Here is a 20,602-nt window from a genome sequence, read left to right on the forward strand (position 1 = left end):
GTGTATTTTTGTAGAGTAAAATGGAGTTTAGGCAATGATTCAAAGAATACAAACAGTTTATTTGCTCATAGTTGTATTGGTGGCGGGAGTACTGCCGTTCTGGGTGAATCTCTGGTCTGATGAGGAAGGAAACGAGATTTTTGCGAGCAATGAAATCTTTATTTCGCTTACATTTTATATTTCGTCATTATTGGCGCTTATTGCCATAGTGATGTTCAAAAACAGGAAAAATCAATTTGTGATGAACAGATTGAACATGATATTGAATCTTTTTTTACTAGGATTTTTCGTTTACCGGTCGCTAAATTTATCCGGAGAGATCTCGGTCTCGGAGAAGGGTATTGGGATGCTGATTCCTATTATTTCTATCGTTTTTCTGGTCCTTGCCAATAGGGCTATCAAGAAGGATGAGGATCTTGTAAAATCTGTTGATCGTCTACGATAAACCTAACATCTTAGTAGTATTAGTGCGTAAAACCCGGAGTAGTTACCGGGTTTTTTTATTTATCGTTTTCCGAGTTCTACAACTTCTAGGTCCTTTATATCCGTTCCGTCGATAACAAACCGTAACATGGTACGCACCTGGTGAAAGCCGTGTTTGCCACAGGCCCCCGGGTTCATATGGAGTACGCCAAGCTTTTGGTCCATCATGACCTTAAGGATGTGCGAATGTCCACAAATGAACAGTTTGGGAGGGTTGGCCTTGATGATGTCACGGGTCCTGCCATTGTATTTTGGAGGGTAGCCGCCGATGTGGGTCATAAGTACTTCTACGCCTTCGCAGAAAAAACGGTCGTTCAGTGGAAATTCCTTTTGAATGATATGGTCGTCAATATTTCCGTAAACGGCTCTTAGGGGTTTAATACTTCGCAAGGTGTCGGTTACCTTTAAACTGCCAATATCGCCTGCGTGCCATATTTCATCCGCCTGACGGGCATATTTTAATATGGTGTCGTCTATATGTGAATGGGTGTCGGAAAGCAATAGAATTTTGGTCATATGGTCTTGTGAAAATTAGGGAAAATGGCTTCGGCCTTATCAATATTTTTAGGGGCATTGTTCTGTTTGGTCAAAGAGAAGTATCTTTGAGGCTCACAAAATTAAAGGTTTCGGTTGAGATATTTCGTTGAATTTTCATACTTGGGCAGGGACTATCACGGTTGGCAGAACCAGCCGAATGCCATAACGGTGCAAGAGGTTCTTGAAAAAGCATTTTCTACCCTGTTGCGAGAGCCTGTGGCCTTGGTCGGTGCCGGACGGACCGATGCAGGGGTGCACGCCAAGCAAATGTACGCCCATTTTGATGTTGAGGGGATTGAAGACCTGCAACGCCTGGTGTATCGGTTGAACGCTTTTCTTCCCGAAGAAATTGCCGTACACGATGTTTTTGAGGTGCCCGCCAATTCACACGCCCGTTTTGATGCCGAGGAACGAAGCTATGAGTATTGGGTGGTGCAGGAGAAGAACCCCTTTTATACCGACTTTGCACACTACGTAAAACATCGGTTGGATATAGATCGTATGAACCGAGCGGCCGAACTTCTCTTGCAGTTTGAAGATTTTGAATGCTTTTCAAAATCGAATACCGATGTAAAAACCTATTTGTGCGATGTTAAAAAAGCGGTCTGGGAAATGAAGGATGACCGGCTCGTCTTTACCATAACCGCCGACCGTTTTTTGAGAAATATGGTGCGCGCGGTCGTGGGGACGCTCCTGGAAGTAGGGATGGAGAAAATAGGCCCAAGCGATGTTAAATCAATCATAAATAGCAAGAACAGAAGTAATGCCGGCCCATCGGTACCGGCAAAAGGGCTATATTTGACCTCTGTTTTATACCCCAAAAAGATTACGAAAAAGCATGGATAAAAATTCGGGAAAAGCATTTGATATTCGATTGTTCAGACGCTTATTGGCGCATACCCGACCTTATCGGTTGACCTTTTACGGGGTGGCCCTTGCGGCTATTTTGCTTTCTGCATTTGCGGTAATGACACCGATCATCGTGCAAAAGATTGTCGATGATGCCATTAAGGTGGGCGATCAAGAAAAATTACTGTGGCTGACCATCGCTATGGGCGTTGTCTTGCTCGGCCAGGTAAGCTGCCAACTTGCCTTTAACTATTATGCCAACTGGCTGGGCGAATCGGTCATCAAAGATATTCGGATCAACCTTTTCAAACATATGTTGGGGTTTCGGATGAAGTATTTCGATAGCTCTTCCCTAGGGGTCTTGGTTACCCGTGCCGTTGCCGATATGCAGCGGATCGGGGAGATTTTTAGCCAAGGATTTTTTGTGATCGTTGCCGATTTGTTGAAAATGTTGGTGGCCGCGGTGGTAATGCTGATAATGAACTGGAGGCTGGCCCTCATAGTTTTTGCCATCTTGCCCTTGATCCTTTATGCGACACGTCTGTTTCAGAAGGCCATGAAGGTGGCTTTCGCCGAAGTAAGATTACAGGTTTCCAACCTCAATTCTTTTGTGCAGGAGCGGATTACGGGTATGAAAATCGTTCAGCTCTTTACCCGTGAAAAAATCGAAAGCGAGAAATTTAGGGTCATCAATGAAAAACATAAAAATGCGTGGTTGAAGACCGTTTGGTACAACTCTATCTTTTTCCCGATTGCGGAAATCGTTTCGTCTATTGCAGTGGGACTCATTGTTTGGTACGGGGGGCTTCAAAATGTATCTAACCTTTCCAAGGAAGAACTCGGTACTTTGTTCGCCTTTATTCTGCTGATCGATATGCTTTTCCGTCCGTTGCGGCAAATCGCCGATAAGTTCAATACCCTGCAAATGGGTATGGTGGCGGCCAATAGGGTGTTCAAGATATTGGATACCCAAAGCAATATTCAAGATGTCGGTACCATTGTAAAAGACGATGTACGTGGCAATATTAAGTTTGAAAATGTCCATTTCGGATATTTGGAGGATGAGGAGGTTTTACACGGTATTTCCTTTGAGGTCGAAGTAGGGGAAACAGTGGCCATTGTGGGGGCCACTGGGGCCGGAAAATCTACAATCATCAACCTGTTGAATCGCTTTTATGAAATCAACTCCGGAACGATCCGGATAGACGGAATCGATATAAAGGACTTTAGTCTTGCTTCCTTGAGAGGGAAAATTGCGGTCGTGCTTCAAGATGTGTTCCTGTTTGCGGATACAATAGAAAACAATATATCGCTTAAGAACGAATCGATCGGCCTTGACCGTATAGTAGCGGCGGCCAAACAAATCGGGGTAGACGAATTTATAAGCAGTCTTCCGGGCGGTTATAACTATAACGTAAAGGAAAGGGGTACTATGTTATCGAGCGGGCAACGCCAATTGATAGCCTTTTTGCGTGCCTATGTAAGCAATCCTAGTATTTTGGTTTTGGACGAGGCCACTTCTTCGGTAGACACCTATTCGGAGCAATTGATACAAAGGGCTACGGAAAAAATAACCGAGGGAAGGACTTCGATCATTATTGCACACCGTTTGGCCACAATCAAAAAGGCCGATAAGATAATTGTGATGGATGAGGGGAGGATTGTAGAAACGGGCACGCACAAACAATTGCTGAAGAAGGGCGGATACTATAAAAACCTTTACGAAGCCCAGTTTCTTGCCGAAGAAGTGGCCTAGTTATTCTATCAGGTCGTCTTTAATGATTCCGATAAGTTCGTCTATACTGCCGTAATCGGTGAATTTCCCATTCTTTATATAAGATATGTTCCCGGTCTCTTCACTTACGACCAGGGCCAAGGCATCGGTTTTTTCGGTAATCCCGACAGCGGCCCTATGGCGAAGACCGAAACGAAGCGGAATGTTTCTTTCGTTCGAGACCGGAAGGATAACGCGGGTGGCTACGATATAGTTGTTCTCAATGACCGCGGCACCATCGTGGAGCGGACTGTTCTTGTAAAAGATGCTCTCTAGAATGGGCTTGTTCACTTCTATGTACATTTTGTCTCCTGACGATCGTACAAAATCGAGGGAGTTGTTCCGTTCTATAATGATCAAGGCCCCTGTTTTCGTTGAGCTCATCTTTTTACATGCGGCAAGAATGGCATCGACATCTACGCTAACGCTGGCACCGTCTTGGCGTAAAAATTTAAAATGTTTGATGAAGTTTCGCTTGTTGGCAAAATTGGTCGAACCGATCATCAAAAGAAATTTCCGTATCTCTTGCTGGAACACGATGATCAAGGCGATCAATCCTACTTGCATGAAGGCACCGACCATGCTGCTGATCATTTCCATGCCGAGAAGTTCGGTGAGTTTCCAAAAACCCCAAACGATAACGATGCCAATAAAAATATTGATGGCTACGGAGCCCCGTACCAACTTGTAGATGTAGTACAACAGCACCGCTACCAGAAAAATATCGAGAACGTCGGTAACCTTAAATTCTAAAAAATCTAGAAAATCCAATATCGGAGGTGTTTTTGTAAAATTAGCAAAATCCCTTAAATTTTTATTCAGGTTTTAATCGTTCTGCAAGTTTAACACATTCATAGGCTTCTTTAACGTCATGAACCCTTAAAATATTGGCTCCGCCCATTAATGAGGCCATGTGAAGGGCGGTTGTACCATTGAGTGCGTTTTTTGCGTCGGTTTCAAGTACTTTGTAAATCATCGACTTTCTACTGATCCCTATTAATAAAGGGTGTTCTAGAGTCTGGAAAAGATCAAGCTTTTGAAGTATTTCGTAATTCTGTGATAGGGTTTTGGCAAAACCGAAACCGGGATCGATAATAAGGTCGATCATGCCCAAGGCCTTTGCGGCGGCAATTCGTTCCGAAAAATAGGCAATGATATCGACCAAAATATTGTCGTATGCCGTTTGTTGTTGCATGGTCTGCGGATTGCCCCTCATGTGCATCATGATGTAGGGGGCGTGGTACTCCGCTACCGTTTGTAGCATATTGGGGTCGAGCTTGCCTGCCGAAATGTCGTTTATGATGGCCGCACCGGCATTGAGACATGCTGATGCCACCTTGCTCCTGAACGTGTCTATCGACAAGATAATATCAGGAAAGTGGTCTAGCAAGAGTCGGGTCAGCGGAAGCATGCGTTTGAGTTCCTCCTCTTCGGTTACGTAATCTGCCCCGGGGCGCGAACTGTAACCGCCGACATCGATGAAGGTGGCGCCATCGTTCAGCATCTTTTCGGTCTGCTTTAGAATGGCGTTCTTATCGCGATATTTTCCGCCGTCATAAAATGAATCGGGCGTATGGTTTAGAATGCCCATTACTTTTGGGGTAGAGAGGTCGATTAAGCGGCCTTTGCAATTTAGGGTCATATATGATAAAGTTGAAGCGGTATCCCTTGATTAACCAAGTTTAAAACACGAACTTTGAACAATTCAAAATTTTGAGTGAAATTTACGCAAATTAGAAAGGATAGCCATGCAAAAGACTTCCGAACAATATGACGGGGTAATTCAAATCTGTAGAGACCTCTTTGAAAAGAAAATGAAAGATTACGGTAGTGCTTGGCGTATCTTAAGATTACCTTCCTTGACCGACCAGATTTTTATTAAGGCACAGCGCATCCGAAGCCTTCAAGAAAATGAAGTGCGCAAAGTTGATGAAGGCGAACGCTCAGAGTTCATCGGTATTATCAACTATTCGATTATGGCCCTGATTCAATTGGAAAAGGGAGTGGTAGACCAGCCCGATCTCACTACCGAAGAGGCGGTGGCCCTTTTTGATAAGCATGCCGGTGTCACCAAGACCTTGATGGAAAACAAAAACCACGATTATGGAGAGGCTTGGCGTGATATGAGGGTGAGTTCATTGACCGATCTTATTTTACAAAAATTATTGCGCGTAAAGCAGATAGAGGACAATAAGGGGGAAACCTTGGTGAGCGAAGGCATTGATGCCAATTACCAAGATATGGTCAATTATGCTGTTTTTGCCATGATTCATCTCGACGAAAATACAAAAGGATAGTATGAAATATATAGTGGGCCTTAGCCGAATACTTGTTGGTGTCTTATTTATCATCAGTGGTTTTATCAAGTTGAACGATCCCGTAGGTTTCTCTTTTAAGCTAGAGGAATACTTTAGTCAGGGGGTTTTGGATCTTCCGTTCTTTGAGCCGCATGCTTTGGCCATTTCTATTTTTGTAGTAATCTTTGAAGTACTGTTGGGGGTTATGCTCTTGGTCGGCTTTAGGGTAAAATTTACGGTGTGGAGTTTACTGCTTATGATTATCGGCTTTACCTTTCTTACCTTTTATTCGGCTTATTTCAACAAGGTTACCGATTGCGGTTGTTTCGGCGACGCCATTAAACTGACACCATGGGAGTCGTTTTCCAAAGATATTGTTCTTTTGGTGCTTATCGTGGTTCTTTTTGTAGGTAGAAAATATATAAAACCGATTTTTGGCGCCAATACCTTGCGCGTGGTTACCTTGACGTCGGTAGTCATCTGTGGCTTGTACTGTAATTATGTACTCAACCACTTGCCTGTCGTTGATTTTAGGCCCTATAAGATCGGGGCCAACATTGTTGAGGGGATGACGGTGCCCGAAGATGCCCCAAAGGCTATTTATGACTATGCCTGGCGTTTTAAGGTCAATGGCGAAGACAAGGTAATCGTTACGCAAGGCGAATATCCGCAGGTCGATGGTGATTTTGTTGATGTGGAGACTACAGAGGTACAGGCCGGTTACGAGCCGCCGATCCACGATTTTACCATAGAACAAGCAGGTGTTAATTACGCCGATTCCTTATTGCAAGAACCTAAATTGGTCATGGTTATAGCCTACGATCTAAAAAAGACCAATGAGGATATGTATTCGGAAGTAAAGAAAGTGACCGATAAGGCGATCAAGAAGGGCTACCACGTTATTGGTATGTCGGCCTCTAACGATCAGCAGACGGGTAAATTGATCAAAGACCATAAGTTGAATTTCGAATTTTATTTTACCGACGAGACCGCCCTAAAGACGATCGTACGCTCCAATCCGGCGGTGTTGGTCGTTAATAAGGGGACGATTGAACAAAAAGTACATTATAATGATTTGGATGAACTGGTTTTTGAATAATTTGCGAAGCCTATAAATTCAAATTGAACGCATATAACATAAACACATAGAAATGAGAAGCAAAATAGTTGCAGGAAACTGGAAAATGAATAAAAACTTGGCAGAGACAGAGGCGTTGTTGACCGAACTGGCCGCCAAATTGCCCGATACGCAAGCCGAGGTTATGGTTGCCCCTACCTTTGTTAACTTGGCAGCTGCCGTACGTACTTTAGATTCGTCCGTTATAGAGGTGATCGCGCAGAATATGCATTTTGCCGAAAGTGGTGCCTATACGGGAGAGATTTCTGCTGACATGTTGTTGAATATCGGCATTGATACCGTTATTATAGGACATTCTGAAAGAAGGGCCTATTTTGGTGAAACAGATGAAATATTGGCCAAAAAAGTAAAGGCAGCTTTGGCAAAGAATATGCGAGTGATGTTTTGTTTTGGTGAAGAGCTTGATGATAGAAAGTCCGATAACCACTTCAAGGTGGTCGAAAGTCAATTGAAAAATGCACTTTTCTCTTTGGAAGCTTCCGATTGGGGGAAAATTGTATTGGCTTACGAACCGGTTTGGGCCATCGGTACCGGAGAAACCGCTTCTCCTGAACAAGCGCAGGAAATGCATGCCTTTATTCGCAAGACCATTACCGAAGCCTATGATGCTTCAATTGCCAACAATGTTTCTATTTTATACGGAGGTAGTGTAAAACCTGCCAATGCGGTAGAGATTTTCGGAAAACCGGATGTTGATGGTGGACTTATCGGAGGCGCTTCTTTGGTAGCTGATGATTTTGTAGCTATAATCAAGGCGATTTAGGTCTTTAAGAAACCAATGATTTTATAAACCCTTTCCCTAAAAACGGAAAGGGTTGTTCATTTCATACTGAATATTGATCCTTTGTAAAAAGAGGGTATACGGTGGTTTTTTGTAAATGAACGCCAGTAAATACGACCAACAACGAATAAAAAGACAACAAGATGTCGAACACTATATATATTGAATATAATTTTTCGGTAAGCCCTTTGCAGCCCGGCTCCGATATTTTGATTGCCGAACTGGGCGAAGCAGGCTTTGAAAGTTTTGTTGAGAACGAAGAAGGGGTGTTGGCCTATATCCAAAAGGAAGATTGGAACGAGAACATTTTGGAAACGGTTGAAATCTTGGACAATCCGATTTTTGAAGTCGGTTTTTCTATAAAGGAAATAGAACAGGAGAACTGGAACGCGACTTGGGAGAAGAATTTTGAAGCGATTCAAGTGGCCGACCAATGTGTGGTGCGAGCGCCTTTTCACGAGAAGCCCGATGTAGCGTTCGATATTGTGATAGAGCCCAAAATGAGCTTTGGCACAGGGCATCATGAGACCACTTATATGATGCTTCAATTTGTCTTGGAAAATGATTTCGAGGGTAAGGACGTTCTTGATATGGGTAGTGGAACCGGCGTATTGGCTATCTTGGCGGCTCTGAAAAAGGCGGCCCATATCGATGCTATCGATATCGATAATTGGTGCTATTTGAACGCCAAGGAAAATGTGGAACGGAACAACTGTAGCCATATCTCGGTTTTCGAAGGGGATTCGTCCTTGTTGGGAGAGCGGAAATACGATGTTATCTTGGCCAATATCAATAGAAATATACTGCTGGCCGATATATCGGTGTATGCACAAAACTTAAGGGAAAATGGAGCCCTTTTCTTAAGTGGTTTCTATGAAGAGGATATTCCCTTGATTTCGGAAACCTGTCTAAAAGCAGGGTTAAAGTTTGAAAAAAATCTGCAAAAAAATAATTGGGTTGCCGTAAAATATGTATTTTAGAAGAGGTATACTATTTTAAATTGATCACTATGAGTTTCAAAGAAAAAGTATCGGAAGAACTACTACTAGAGGAAGAGGTAGTAAAACAAAACGAAATTGTTCTTTTCAATGATGAGGTCAATACTTTTGACCATGTCATTGAGACCTTGGTAGATGTATGCGATCATACGCCCGTTCAGGCGGAGCAATGCTCGCTTATCGTACACTACAAGGGCAAATGTACCGTTAAAACAGGCGAGTATAAAGACCTAGAGCCCCGTTGCAGCAAATTGTTGGAAGCGGGCCTTAGTGCAGAAATCGTATAGTTTAAGTAAAGGTGTAAGGGTCAGTGCGGTAGCTTGTTCTTGAGCAATCCATACATAAAAGTGCCCAATACGGCCGCTGCTATGACTATAAGCATGCTGTAGACTCCGGTTCCTAAAAGAATGTACATTGGTCCGGGACAAGCTCCTGCCAGCGCCCATCCTAACCCAAAAATACTACCTCCCAAAATATAACGGATAAAACTCTTGTCTTTGGGCATGAGTTTTATTTCGTTTCCCTCTATACTTTTTACCTTGAATTTTTTGAGGGCCCAAATGGAAATTATGCCCAGTACTACGGCAGACCCTATGATTCCGTACATGTGAAACGATTGAAATTTGAACATTTCATATATGCGATACCATGATACGGCTTCGGACTTGACAAGTACGATACCAAAGAATATGCCTACGAATAAGAATTTTATAAATTTCATTATGCAAAGATTAAGGGTAGTAATAGATGTGTCATTAAAAGTCCGCCTATAAAGAATCCGATAACGGCTATCAATGAAGGTAGTTGTAGGTTGCTCAGGCCTGTAATGGCGTGGCCGGAAGTACAGCCACCGGCATAGCGTGTGCCGAAACCGACTAGAAAACCTGCAATGATCAATATGGCCAGGCCTTTGATCGATAGGGCATTGTCCCAATCATAGATTTCTCCCGGCAGCAATGTGCTTCCTGCATCGTTAAAGCCCAATTTCTGTAGGTCTTTGATGGTTTCCGGATTGAGGTCGATGGCCGAGCCGTCGGAAAGGAAGTTTACGGCTATGAATCCCCCGATAATCGCACCTAGTACAACGGTCAGGTTCCATCTTTGGGCCTTCCAATCGAATCTAAAGAAGTCCGAATACTTTCCGGCACCCCCTATGCTGCATAGGGTCCTTAGATTTGATGACATGCCAAAAGTCTTCCCGAAATAAATCAGAAAGATCATTACGAAAGTAATCAAAGGCCCTGAAACGTACCAAGGCCATGGTTGAAGTATGCTGTCCATGTAGAAAAAATTTATGCAAAGGTAGGGCGAAAGAGATTAGGGAAATGTAATCGGAGTTACAAAACATGTTGGAAATAAAAATGAAGGGCGTTTTGTTTTTAGGAAAAGGATAAAGAGGAAATCGGAAATAAAAAACCCCTTGAAACATCCATTTCAAGGGGTTTTGATGTGATCCTGACAAGATTCGAACTTGTAACCTTCTGATTCGTAGTCAGATGCGCTATCCAGTTGCGCCACAGGACCAATTAAAGTGCTTTTGTTAGGGTGTTCCGAACGGAAACAAAAAAGAAACTCGTTTAAACCAGTTTTTTACCTAACGGGGTGCAAATATATTTCTTTTTACATTTACGGCAAAATATAAGTTACTTATTAAATGGATTTAAAAACCTTTATTAGGGATATTGAGGATTTTCCGCGGCAGGGTGTAGTCTTTAAAGATATAACACCACTGTTGGCAAATGCCAAGGCCATACGGTATACGCTTGATCGTCTGGTGGAAATGGTGGGAGTGCATGGTGTAGATAAGGTGGTAGGTATGGAAAGCCGGGGCTTTTTCTTCGGACCTCTTTTGGCCCAACGACTAAACGCGGGTTTTGTTCCTGTTCGTAAACCGAATAAACTGCCATCGGAAAAAATTAGCCAAACCTATGATTTGGAATATGGCACCGATACCTTGGATATGCACAGCGATGCGATCTTGGCGGGGGAAAAGGTCTTGGTTCACGACGATGTTCTCGCTACAGGCGGTACGGCAAAGGCTACCTGTAACCTGGTCGAACGTTTGGGAGGTGAAATCGTTCAATGTAATTTTTTGATCGAACTCGATTTTTTAAAGGGAAGGGATAAATTAGGGGGAACCCCTGTAAAAGCCCTTTTGAATTATTGACCCAAGGCACGGATGGTCACAAAATAACGCCACCCGATTACAGCCATCTGAAATTTTGAAGCTTTTGAAAGGTCAAGTTGCTTTTTAGAAAAGGAAGGCAGAAGTAATCGGTTTACTCGGGCAAGTAACTTGAAAAACGATTGTTTCATGGTTGGGTTCTTTGGAAATACTAACTTATTGATTTAAAAGTAAAAGACCGCTATTTAGCGGTCTTTTTTGTTGTATAGGCCTATATGATTCAACTTACGATACTATCGTGATCAGCGATACTAAGAGTAATAACAGAAGTTTTGCAAGTGTAATCATAATTAGGGGGTTTTAGGTTAATAGATAGTTGATAATAATCGATTATCTAATCAAGATAATTAAAAGAAATATTCGTTTCCAAGCGAAATGATGAGAATTATTCAATTTAAATACGATTTTATAAGTGAAAAGACGGATTAAGTTTATAATTTAAAAATATTGTCTTCATTTGTGTTATTTATTGAAGTTAAAAAAGGTTTATATTATATCAATAAGTAACATTTTAAGAGGCTTTTTCAAGACGATTTTCTTTTTTAAGCATAATTTTGCGCGAAAATGATGTTTTTTGGCGCAATTCATTTTCAAGGGGTACTTTTTTCTCGTGGCTAAGGCCTAATAAAGACACCATTTAATTAAAATCTTGGCATATCTTTGCTTTAATTCCCTGAAACCGATACATGCAGAATTTTATTTTTATTGTTCTTGGCCTGATACTTTTGATAGCAGGTGGTAACTGGCTTTTAAAATCGGCTGTAGCCCTTTCCTTAAGATTGAGTATTCCGAAAATTGTTATCGGTATGACGGTAGTATCCTTTGCTACCTCGGCGCCTGAACTGATTGTAAGTGTAAAGGCCGCTCTTGATGGGTTTCCCGATTTGGCTTTGGGGAATGTGGTGGGATCCAATATAGCGAACCTGGGCTTGGTACTGGCCGTTACCGTTCTTATGGGCTCGATAGATGTTCGAAGAACCTTTTATACTACCGATTGGCCGGTTATGATGGCCGCTTCATTGCTTTTCTTTGCTTTTATTTTCTTTGACGGGGAACTGCAACAGTATGAAGGGGGGATTATGGTCGTAGCCTTATTCCTGTTTTTGGTGTATTTACTCCGTTTTCAAAAGCAGGCGGTGGAAGATGAGGCCCCTGAAGATGATTTGCCTTTGCCTTTGTATAAGTTGGTGCTCTTTTTGGGGCTAGGGGGTACGGCCCTCTGGGGTGGTTCTGAGCTCCTTATTAACGGTGCGGTGGGTACCGCCAAGATATTTGGTGTAAGCGAGCGGATCATTGCCGTTACCGTGGTTTCTATAGGGACCAGTATTCCTGAATTGGCTGCTTCCGTAATAGCGGTAATTAAGAAGGAAAAAGCCATTTCCTTGGGGAATCTTATCGGGTCGAATATTTTCAACTTATTGGCGGTTTTAGGGATTACCTCTATAATAACCCCGATTAAAGTGGTCGATGAGCGTTTGTTGAGCAACGATATTTTTTGGATGTTGGGCATTTCCTTTCTGATTCTTCCCTTGGTATTCTTTCCTAAGGGGCTACGCTTGGGTTGGCGCGATGGCTTGATCCTTCTGACCTGTTACGTGGTCTTTGTGTATCTGACCGTTGCCTAGGGTGCATCGGTTCGGAGCTTTTATGTCTTCTATTTTTTTTATTCCTTCATTTAGATGGTGCCGACTTTCTAGGTTTGGTAGGAAACGGGCTTTGGTGCTTCCTGTGTTGTTTAAGCCGATTTGATGGCTTTGGTCCGCGAATATGGATGCAAGGTGTTATCCTGTGTAAGTTAAAGGAAGAAGGATGACTAGCTGGGCTTGTAGGGGTTTTTCGTGTAGTGTGTCCTTGGTAGGAAGCTAAAATGTAATCTAGATGTAAAGAAAAACGCTCGAACCTATGGGTTCGAGCGTTTTACATTATATTAACAACAAAAAAATTAGATCGAATTAAATATCGGCAGATTTAACCGTTTTAACGATTCTTCCGGCGATTTTGTATGGGTCACCGTTAGAAGCTGGTCTTCTGTCTTCCAACCATCCTTTCCATCCACTCTCAACAGTAGCGATAGGAATACGGATAGAAGCACCACGGTCAGAAATTCCGTAGCTGAAATCATGGATCGATGCGGTTTCGTGAAGACCGGTCAAACGTTGGTCGTTGAACTCACCGTAAACGGCAATGTGTTCTTTTACTACAGGTCTGAAAGCCTCGCATATTTTTTCGTAAACCTCTTTTGAACCTGCAGTCCTTAAAGTAGTGTTAGAGAAGTTGGCGTGCATACCCGAACCATTCCAGTCCATGTCTTTTCCTAATGGTTTTGGGTGGTATTCGATATAGTAACCATATTGTTCCGATAGTCTATCTAAAAGGTATCTGGCAACCCAAAGTTCGTCACCGGCCAATTTGGCTCCTTTGGCGAACAATTGAAATTCCCACTGGCCACAGGCAACCTCTTGGTTGATTCCTTCAAAGTTAAGTCCGGCAGCGATACATAGATCGGCGTGCTCTTCGACCATTAGACGGCCATGTGTATTTTTACCTCCAACCGAACAGTAGTAAAGGCCTTGTGGGGCAGGGTAGCCTCCAACAGGGAAACCTAAAGGTAGTTGGGTATGGGTGTCCATTATAAAGTATTCTTGCTCAAAACCGAACCAGAAATCATTATCATCGTCATCGATAGTAGCTCTTCCGTTAGATTCATGAGGTGTTCCATCGGCATTAAGTACTTCGGTCATTACCAAAAAACCATCTTTTCTTGCGGGGTCAGGGAAGATGGCAACAGGCTTTAACAAACAATCCGAATCGCCGCCGACTGCCTGTCTTGTTGAACTTCCGTCAAAAGACCACATAGGGCAATCTTCCAATTTACCACTAAAGTCGTTTACGACCTTAGTCTTGCTACGCATGTTTTGCGTTGGGAAATATCCATCCAACCAGATGTATTCTAATTTAGTTTTGCTCATAATTACGGTAGTTAATTTTACGTTTAAAGACGAACAAAAATATGTTTTTTACTCAATTATACTAATTTTTAGGGGGGTAAATATCAAAAAATTGAGTATAATTTAGGATAGCCCTATTTTTTGAGGGGTATTTTGTGGTAAGTTGATTATTTTATCTTTTTATTATTAATTCGTTAATTGCTATTTTAGCCGAAAATTTTAAGTATATACTATGTCGAGACAGCGATTTGATGCAATGACCGAAAGCCGGAAAAGAGAGCGTGTAGGTGTTGAAGAAAAAGGGCGACGTTCCGAGCTTTTTGGAAACAATGTTTTTAATAAGGAGCGCATGCTACAGTACCTTACCAAAGATGCTTTGGAAAGCGTGCAGGGGGCAATTTTCTCGGGATCTAAAATAGATAGAAAGATAGCTGACCAAGTGGCCGAGGCCATGAAGACCTGGGCTATAGAAATGGGGGCTACGCATTATACCCATTGGTTTCAACCGCTTACGGGGGCGACTGCCGAAAAGCACGATGCCTTTTTTGATCTAATGTCGGATGGAAGGGCCTTGGAGAAATTTGGGGGTGGCCAATTGGTGCAACAGGAACCTGATGCCTCAAGCTTTCCAAGTGGTGGAATTCGCAACACTTTTGAAGCTCGTGGCTATACCGCATGGGACCCTACCAGTCCGGCTTTTGTTTACGATACGACACTTTGTATACCCACGATATTTGTTTCGTATACCGGTGAAGCCTTAGATAATAAGGCGCCACTTTTGCGCGCCCTTAATGCCATAGATGAGGCGGCAACTGCCGTAGCAAAATATTTTGATAAAACCGTGGTCAAGGTAAACGCTACCTTGGGCTGGGAGCAAGAATATTTCTTGGTCGATAAGGCATTGGCCCATTCACGTAGCGATATAAGTCTGACGGGGAGAACCTTGGTAGGGCATTCGGCCGCAAAGGGACAACAACTTGATGACCATTATTTTGGGGTAATACCCTTGAGGGCCATTAATTTTATGAAGGAACTCGAGCTGGAATGTATGCGCCTGGGTATTCCTGTTAAAACAAGGCATAACGAAGTGGCGCCGAACCAATTTGAATTGGCCCCTGTTTTTGAAGAGGCTAATTTGGCGGTAGATCATAACTTGCTCTTGATGGATGTCATGGACCGCATTGCGGATAGGCACAACCTTAAAGTGCTCTTTCATGAAAAACCCTTTGCCGGCATCAATGGTTCGGGTAAGCATAATAACTGGTCGTTGGCGACCGATACGGGCGTGAATTTGTTGAGTCCGGGGTCTACGCCCATGAAGAACCTTCAGTTTTTGACCTTCTTTATCAATACCATTAAGGCGGTAGATACCTATGAGGAGCTGTTGCGTTCGTCTATAGCTTCGGCGAGCAATGACCATAGGTTGGGCGCCAATGAAGCGCCTCCGGCAATCTTGTCGATATTCGTTGGTAAGCAGTTGGGTAATGTTTTGGATGAATTGGAGGGTGTTTCCAAAGGAAAGTTGTCCCCTGAGGAAAAAACTGAGCTCAAATTGAACGTAGTGGGTAAAATACCCGAAATTCTACTTGATAATACGGATCGCAACCGGACTTCCCCCTTTGCCTTTACCGGAAACAAATTTGAAATGCGGGGCGTAGGTTCAAAAACGAACTGTGCCAAACCGATGACCATTTTGAACACTATAGTGGCCAAGCAGCTGCGGGAGTTTAAAAAAGAGGTAGATGCACTTGTCGATAAAAAGAGCCTTAAAAAGGATGAGGCCGTATTCAATGTTTTGCGGGAGTATATCAAGACTTCAAAACGTATTCGTTTTGATGGTGATGGTTATAGCGAAGATTGGCAAAAAGAAGCGGAACGCAGAAAACTCAGCAACAATAAAACCACTCCGGCCGCCCTTCAGGTGCTGACCTCAAAGCAAAGCTTGGAACTCTTTGCCTCTATGGGGGTGATGAGCGAAAAAGAGGTCACCGCAAGGCAAGAGGTAGAGCTTGAAGCCTATATCTTGCATATACAGATAGAGGGTAGGGTGTTGAACGAATTGGTCTATAGCCATATTATCCCATCGGTAATAGAATATCAGAACATCTTGATCAAGAATGTATTGGGACTCAAGGAGATCTATGGGGCTGCCCATCGAAAACTGACCGATGGTCAATCGGGTATTATAGAGCAGATCGCCGAGCATATTACCGAACTTAAAAAACAGGTAGATGCGATGACGGATGCCCGTAGAAAAGCCAATAAATTGACCGATACCCAAAAAAAGGCCTTTGCGTACAGTGACGATGTCAAGCCGTATTTTGAAAAAATAAGAATGCATTGTGATAAGCTGGAAATGCTTGTGGATAACCGTTATTGGCCCTTGGTCAAGTATCGGGAGTTGTTGTCTATCAAGTAGTGATGGTTTGTATGTTGGCTTGCCCGTAAATTAGGTAAAAGACCTTATTACTGGTCAAAGTGATGTAAGGCAGTGGTGAAAAGGTATACTAAGTAAAGAATATCTAAAATATTCTATAGATGCATAGTACCTTAAAAAAATATCTTTTCACCCTGCTTTTTTTGTTTTCTGTTTCTCTTTTCTCCCAAGGAGCGTGGACAAAGGAGAAAAACAAAGCCTACGTTCAGTTATCGTATTATAACATAGCTGCTTATTCGGGTGTTTACGGAAACCCCGATTATAGGACCGAGCGAAAAATCACCGATAACACCCTTCAACTTTTTGGGGAATACGGTATTTTCGATAAGACGACGGTGCTCTTGAGTCTGCCGATTAAAATGATCAAAGCTGGCGATGCGGTGTCATCTACAGCTGGTGTGCCCATTACTTCTGATGGTTCTGAAGCGGCCTTGGGTAATTTGGTCCTTGGTGTAAAACATCAACTTTATAATAAGAAGTGGGTGATTTCCGGACAGCTTAATTTTGAGGCCAATACCGGAAGCTATTTTGAGGCATCCGGACTTAGAAGTGGTTATGATACATTTACATTATCTCCAAAACTGAATATTGGTAGAGGTTATGATAATTTCTTTGTTCAGGCATCTACAGGTGTTGATATTCGTTTTAATGACTATAGTTCAAATTTTAGAGCTAGCGCTGAAGCTGGTGTAAAATCCATAAAACGACTTTGGATCATTGGTTTTCTTGACTTTTCAACTTCTTTTGAAAACGGAGAGGTTATACTTCCGGAAGCTAATTTGGCCACAGGGTTGTATCTTAATGATCAAGCATATGTTGCCTATGGCATAAAGGGTATAGTTGAAATTACCGAAAAGTTTGGAGTGCTAGCTAACTACACTTCGGCAATTTCAGGAACTAATGTGCCTAAAAGAGCGGTTTTGGGCGGAGGGATTTATCACAAATTTTAATCTACTTGAGAACTTTTAGAAAGTTTTTTTTGTCAAGCGATGATTATTCGGTGAATACCTTATTTTTGCCAAAAAGCCGTAATAATGAGTTCATCTACCAGTGAAAGATACAGTCAAAGAGGTGTTTCTGCCTCAAAAGAAGATGTGCACAATGCTATAAAGAATATTGATAAGGGACTCTTTCCAAAAGCGTTCTGTAAGATTGTGCCAGATTATTTAACGAATGATGAGGATTATTGCTTGGTGATGCATGCAGATGGTGCCGGAACAAAATCTTCGTTGGCCTATATGTACTGGAAGGAAACGGGAGATCTATCCGTTTGGAAAGGTATTGCCCAAGATGCACTTATTATGAACATAGATGATCTTATCTGTGTGGGTGCTACTGATAATATTATGCTTTCTTCTACTATTGGGAGAAATAAAAACTTGATTCCCGGTGAAGTAATATCGGAAATCATCAATGGTACCGAAGAGCTTATTGGCGATTTGGCCCAGCATGGTCTTACTATTCGGTCTACCGGAGGTGAAACTGCCGATGTGGGTGATTTGGTGCGTACCATTATTGTAGATTCAACGGTTACTGCGCGTTTAAAGAAGAAAGATGTTATAGATAATGCCAATATAAAGGCCGGTGACGTTATCGTAGGTTTGGCTTCTTTCGGCCAGGCTTCCTATGAAAAGGAATATAATGGCGGTATGGGCAGTAATGGCCTTACCTCGGCTAGGCACGACGTTTTTTCCAAATATCTCGCCGAGAAATATCCTGAGAGTTTTGACGCTTCCGTACCTGATGATTTGGTATATTCCGGCAATGTCAAGTTAACCGATAAGGTAGATGAAAATGTGCCCTTGGATGCGGGTAAACTGGTGTTATCGCCAACCCGGACCTACGCGCCCATCGTAAAGAAAATATTAAGTAAATATACTTCCCAAGATATTCATGGTATGGTGCATTGTAGTGGTGGTGCGCAAACCAAGATTTTACATTTTATCGATGAACTACATGTTATAAAAGATAATCTTTTTCTGGTTCCACCGCTGTTTAAATTGATTCAAGAACAATCCGGTACCGACTGGAAAGAGATGTATCAGGTCTTCAACTGTGGACATCGTCTTGAAATCTATACCGATGAATCGGTGGCCGATGATCTTATCGCTATTTCCAAGGGTTTTGGGGTAGATGCACAAATCGTTGGAAGGGTCGAGGCGCATTCCGCTAAAAAACTGACCATCGAGAGTCCTTATGGCAAGTTTGTATATTAGGGTATACGAATCGTTTCAATCTGCCGTTTTCTATAGTAAACAATTGTATTATGGAAAGAAAGCAGTTTTTGAAAAGTCTAGGGGCTAGTGCAGCCTTTGCTATCGCTTTTCCATGTCTTCATGCTTGTTCTACGGATAGCGAAGATGAAGACGGCGGTAATGTCCCGGTACCTACCGGAGTAGATTTTACCATTGACTTAAGTGCCCCTGAAAATGCGAAACTTGCCGAAAAAGGCGGATTCGTATTGAAAAATTTGGTGGTCGTTGTGCAGAATTTAGAAGGTGAATATGTGGCGGCGAGCCAGGTTTGTAGCCATGAAGGGTATGAGCAGGTACGTTTTGCCGATGTAGACGGAGGAATATTTTATTGTGACGTACACGGGTCGCGTTTTGAACAAGACGGAACACCGATATACGAAAAAGTGGAAGGGGTGACCTCGAAGCCATTGAAAATTTTTAAGACCGAGCTGAACGATAATATGCTACGCGTATTTGAATAAGTGGCACTGATTTTGTTTTAGACCTAATATGAAAAAGATAATAGTTTTGTTTTTTGTTGCTCTGGCTAGTTCCCTTTCTGCCCAAGATTGGCAGGAAGATTATACGCAGGCCTTGGCTTTGTCAAAAGAGGACAACAAGAAAATGGTATTGGTTTTTGCGGGCTCCGATTGGTGTGCACCTTGCATAAAACTGGATAAGACTATCTGGCAATCGGACGAGTTTAAAAAATTCGCCCAAACCGACCTGATACTTTATAAGGCCGATTTTCCAAGGAAAAAAGCAAATCAACTTAGTGCTGAACTCAGTGCGAAAAATAAAGAGTTGGCCGAAAAGTTCAATCCACGGGGGCACTTTCCCTTAGTGGTTCTTCTATCGGAAAAAGAAGAGGTCTTAGGGCAGACCGGCTATCTAAAACTCTCTCCAAAAGAATATGTTGCGCATTTAAAATCCATGTTATAAGTGAGGGCGGTATTATATGTACTTTCTTTTTTTTTCTTCTCTATTGGTTTTTCCCAAGATAAGAAATTGGTAACCGTGCACAGGGCGATGGAGCTTATGGGCTCTCGGTTTGATATTACGGTGGTATCCGCCAACGAAGACTTGGGGTATATCAATATAGACGAGGCTACCGCCGAAATCCAGCGTATTGAAAATATGATTTCTTCTTGGAAACCTGATTCGGAAACCTCTTTGATAAATGCCAATGCGGGAATTAAACCGGTCAAGGTAAGTGCCGAAATGTTTATGCTGATAGAACGGGCCAAGAAACTTTCGGAAATTACCGATGGGGCCTTCGATATTTCCTTTGCCTCTATGGATGAAATATGGAGTTTTGACGGCTCTATGGTTCGAATGCCCAGTAAGAAGGAAATTGAAAATTCGGTAAAAAGAGTCGGCTATGAAAAAATTATCCTAGATCCGGCCGAAAAAACGGTCTTTCTGGCCGAAAAAGGCATGAAAATTTCTTTTGGGGCCATAGGAAAAGGCTATGCGGCCGATAAGGCCAAAGAGCTTTTGGTTTCAAAGCAGGTGTTAGGGGGTATTATAAATGCGGCTGGCGACCTTACTACTTGGGGAACGAAGGCTACGGGGGAAAAATGGCTTATTGGTATAGCCAATCCGCTGAGCGAAGAGAAAATCTTCTCCTGGTTGCCTATCGTTGAGTCGTCTGTGGCCACTTCTGGGAACTATGAAAAATATGTTGTTTTTAACGGGGTGAAGTATTCGCATATCATCGATCCTAGAACCGGATATCCTTCAACGGGAATCAATAGTGTATCCATATTTGCCAAAAGCGCCGAAATTTGTGATGCCTTGGCTACCGCTGTCTATATACTGGGCAAAAAAGAGGGTCTTGCCCTTATCAACCAATTGGGGGATACCGAGGCTATTTTGGTAGACGACGCCAATAAAGTGCATAAAAGCAGCGGTATATTGTTGAACAACTAGGCCTAAGGG

At 42.6% G+C, this 20,602-nt stretch carries 22 protein-coding genes and 1 tRNA gene; 16 read left to right on the top strand and 7 right to left on the bottom strand.

Going from position 1 to position 20,602, the window contains the following annotated elements; genetic code table 11:
* Window positions 1-34 precede the first annotated feature (34 nt).
* Window positions 35-445, top strand: coding sequence for a DUF4293 domain-containing protein (locus B4Q04_RS11330; RefSeq protein WP_088696891.1), 411 nt, complete (start codon window positions 35-37; stop codon window positions 443-445).
* Window positions 446-504: 59 nt separating this feature from the next.
* Here B4Q04_RS11330 and B4Q04_RS11335 read toward each other — a convergent pair whose 3' ends face one another.
* On the bottom strand, window positions 505-999 hold the full coding sequence (locus tag B4Q04_RS11335; protein ID WP_088696892.1) for a metallophosphoesterase family protein: 495 nt from the start codon (window positions 997-999) through the stop codon (window positions 505-507).
* Between the two features lie 114 nt (window positions 1,000-1,113).
* On the opposite strand from B4Q04_RS11335, the gene truA reads away from it, so the two are divergent.
* A complete protein-coding gene (truA, locus tag B4Q04_RS11340) occupies window positions 1,114-1,866 on the top strand; it encodes a tRNA pseudouridine(38-40) synthase TruA (RefSeq protein WP_088696893.1) in 753 nt (250 codons plus the stop codon).
* Window positions 1,859-3,625 carry an ABC transporter ATP-binding protein gene (locus B4Q04_RS11345; protein ID WP_088696894.1) on the top strand — a complete coding sequence of 589 codons (1,767 nt, stop codon included), beginning with the start codon at window positions 1,859-1,861 and terminating at the stop codon, window positions 3,623-3,625. Before truA ends, B4Q04_RS11345 begins: the two co-directional genes overlap by 8 nt.
* Here the strand turns inward: B4Q04_RS11345 and cdaA are convergent, their stop codons facing one another.
* Together cdaA and folP are read right to left on the bottom strand one after the other, a co-directional pair.
* Window positions 3,626-4,414, bottom strand: coding sequence for a diadenylate cyclase CdaA (gene cdaA / locus B4Q04_RS11350; protein ID WP_088696895.1), 789 nt, complete (start codon window positions 4,412-4,414; stop codon window positions 3,626-3,628).
* Window positions 4,415-4,457: 43 nt separating this feature from the next.
* Window positions 4,458-5,285: a dihydropteroate synthase gene (gene folP / locus B4Q04_RS11355; RefSeq protein ID WP_088696896.1), complete on the bottom strand. Its 828-nt coding sequence runs from the start codon at window positions 5,283-5,285 to the stop codon at window positions 4,458-4,460.
* A gap of 106 nt (window positions 5,286-5,391) precedes the next feature.
* Here folP and B4Q04_RS11360 point away from each other — a divergent pair, with 106 nt between their 5' ends.
* The 5 genes from B4Q04_RS11360 (at window position 5,392) to B4Q04_RS11380 (ending at window position 9,144) form a co-directional block, all read left to right on the top strand.
* A complete protein-coding gene (locus tag B4Q04_RS11360) occupies window positions 5,392-5,940 on the top strand; it encodes a DUF1599 domain-containing protein (protein ID WP_088696897.1) in 549 nt (182 codons plus the stop codon).
* A 1-nt stretch (window position 5,941) separates the two neighbouring features.
* Window positions 5,942-7,039: a BT_3928 family protein gene (locus tag B4Q04_RS11365; protein ID WP_013994123.1), complete on the top strand. Its 1,098-nt coding sequence runs from the start codon at window positions 5,942-5,944 to the stop codon at window positions 7,037-7,039.
* A 52-nt stretch (window positions 7,040-7,091) separates the two neighbouring features.
* Entirely contained in the window at window positions 7,092-7,841 is a 750-nt protein-coding gene (gene tpiA, locus B4Q04_RS11370; RefSeq protein WP_013994124.1) for a triose-phosphate isomerase, read from the top strand.
* Between the two features lie 161 nt (window positions 7,842-8,002).
* Window positions 8,003-8,839, top strand: coding sequence for a 50S ribosomal protein L11 methyltransferase (prmA, locus tag B4Q04_RS11375; RefSeq protein ID WP_088696898.1), 837 nt, complete (start codon window positions 8,003-8,005; stop codon window positions 8,837-8,839).
* Window positions 8,840-8,868: 29 nt separating this feature from the next.
* A complete protein-coding gene (locus tag B4Q04_RS11380; protein WP_013994126.1) occupies window positions 8,869-9,144 on the top strand; it encodes an ATP-dependent Clp protease adaptor ClpS in 276 nt (91 codons plus the stop codon).
* A gap of 20 nt (window positions 9,145-9,164) precedes the next feature.
* On the opposite strand, the gene B4Q04_RS11385 is transcribed toward B4Q04_RS11380, so the two are convergent.
* The 3 genes from B4Q04_RS11385 to B4Q04_RS11395 all read right to left on the bottom strand — a co-directional run bounded on the left by B4Q04_RS11385 (window position 9,165) and on the right by B4Q04_RS11395 (window position 10,381).
* On the bottom strand, window positions 9,165-9,578 hold the full coding sequence (locus B4Q04_RS11385) for a DUF6691 family protein (protein ID WP_088696899.1): 414 nt from the start codon (window positions 9,576-9,578) through the stop codon (window positions 9,165-9,167).
* Window positions 9,578-10,138 (bottom strand): YeeE/YedE family protein, encoded by a 561-nt coding sequence (locus tag B4Q04_RS11390; protein WP_088696900.1) that lies wholly within the window; start codon window positions 10,136-10,138, stop codon window positions 9,578-9,580. The genes B4Q04_RS11385 and B4Q04_RS11390 overlap by 1 nt, the downstream gene beginning before the upstream one ends.
* Window positions 10,139-10,307: 169 nt before the next feature.
* A tRNA-Arg gene (locus tag B4Q04_RS11395) sits at window positions 10,308-10,381 on the bottom strand.
* Window positions 10,382-10,511: 130 nt separating this feature from the next.
* On the opposite strand from B4Q04_RS11395, the gene B4Q04_RS11400 reads away from it, so the two are divergent.
* Entirely contained in the window at window positions 10,512-11,024 is a 513-nt protein-coding gene (locus B4Q04_RS11400; protein WP_088696901.1) for an adenine phosphoribosyltransferase, read from the top strand.
* A gap of 704 nt (window positions 11,025-11,728) precedes the next feature.
* Window positions 11,729-12,667, top strand: a complete 939-nt coding sequence (locus B4Q04_RS11410) for a calcium/sodium antiporter (RefSeq protein ID WP_013994132.1) — start codon at window positions 11,729-11,731, stop codon at window positions 12,665-12,667.
* 327 nt (window positions 12,668-12,994) lie between these two features.
* Here the strand turns inward: B4Q04_RS11410 and B4Q04_RS11415 are convergent, their stop codons facing one another.
* Complete coding sequence (locus tag B4Q04_RS11415) at window positions 12,995-14,011, bottom strand: glutamine synthetase beta-grasp domain-containing protein (protein ID WP_088696902.1); 1,017 nt, start codon at window positions 14,009-14,011, stop codon at window positions 12,995-12,997.
* A 211-nt stretch (window positions 14,012-14,222) separates the two neighbouring features.
* On the opposite strand from B4Q04_RS11415, the gene B4Q04_RS11420 reads away from it, so the two are divergent.
* From B4Q04_RS11420 to B4Q04_RS11445, 6 genes are all read left to right on the top strand, one after another.
* Window positions 14,223-16,409 carry a glutamine synthetase III gene (locus B4Q04_RS11420; RefSeq protein WP_013994134.1) on the top strand — a complete coding sequence of 729 codons (2,187 nt, stop codon included), beginning with the start codon at window positions 14,223-14,225 and terminating at the stop codon, window positions 16,407-16,409.
* Window positions 16,410-16,528: 119 nt separating this feature from the next.
* Entirely contained in the window at window positions 16,529-17,377 is an 849-nt protein-coding gene (locus B4Q04_RS11425; RefSeq protein ID WP_088696903.1) for a hypothetical protein, read from the top strand.
* 84 nt (window positions 17,378-17,461) lie between these two features.
* Window positions 17,462-18,643 carry an AIR synthase related protein gene (locus B4Q04_RS11430; protein WP_088696904.1) on the top strand — a complete coding sequence of 394 codons (1,182 nt, stop codon included), beginning with the start codon at window positions 17,462-17,464 and terminating at the stop codon, window positions 18,641-18,643.
* A gap of 50 nt (window positions 18,644-18,693) precedes the next feature.
* Entirely contained in the window at window positions 18,694-19,143 is a 450-nt protein-coding gene (locus B4Q04_RS11435) for a ubiquinol-cytochrome c reductase iron-sulfur subunit (protein WP_088696905.1), read from the top strand.
* 28 nt (window positions 19,144-19,171) lie between these two features.
* Window positions 19,172-19,603, top strand: a complete 432-nt coding sequence (locus B4Q04_RS11440; RefSeq protein ID WP_013994138.1) for a thioredoxin family protein — start codon at window positions 19,172-19,174, stop codon at window positions 19,601-19,603.
* Window positions 19,604-20,593 (top strand): FAD:protein FMN transferase, encoded by a 990-nt coding sequence (locus B4Q04_RS11445; RefSeq protein WP_013994139.1) that lies wholly within the window; start codon window positions 19,604-19,606, stop codon window positions 20,591-20,593.
* The last annotated feature ends 9 nt before the right edge of the window (window positions 20,594-20,602 follow it).

This window comes from Zobellia sp. OII3, from assembly GCF_002211465.1.
GTDB lineage: Bacteria > Bacteroidota > Bacteroidia > Flavobacteriales > Flavobacteriaceae > Zobellia > Zobellia galactanivorans.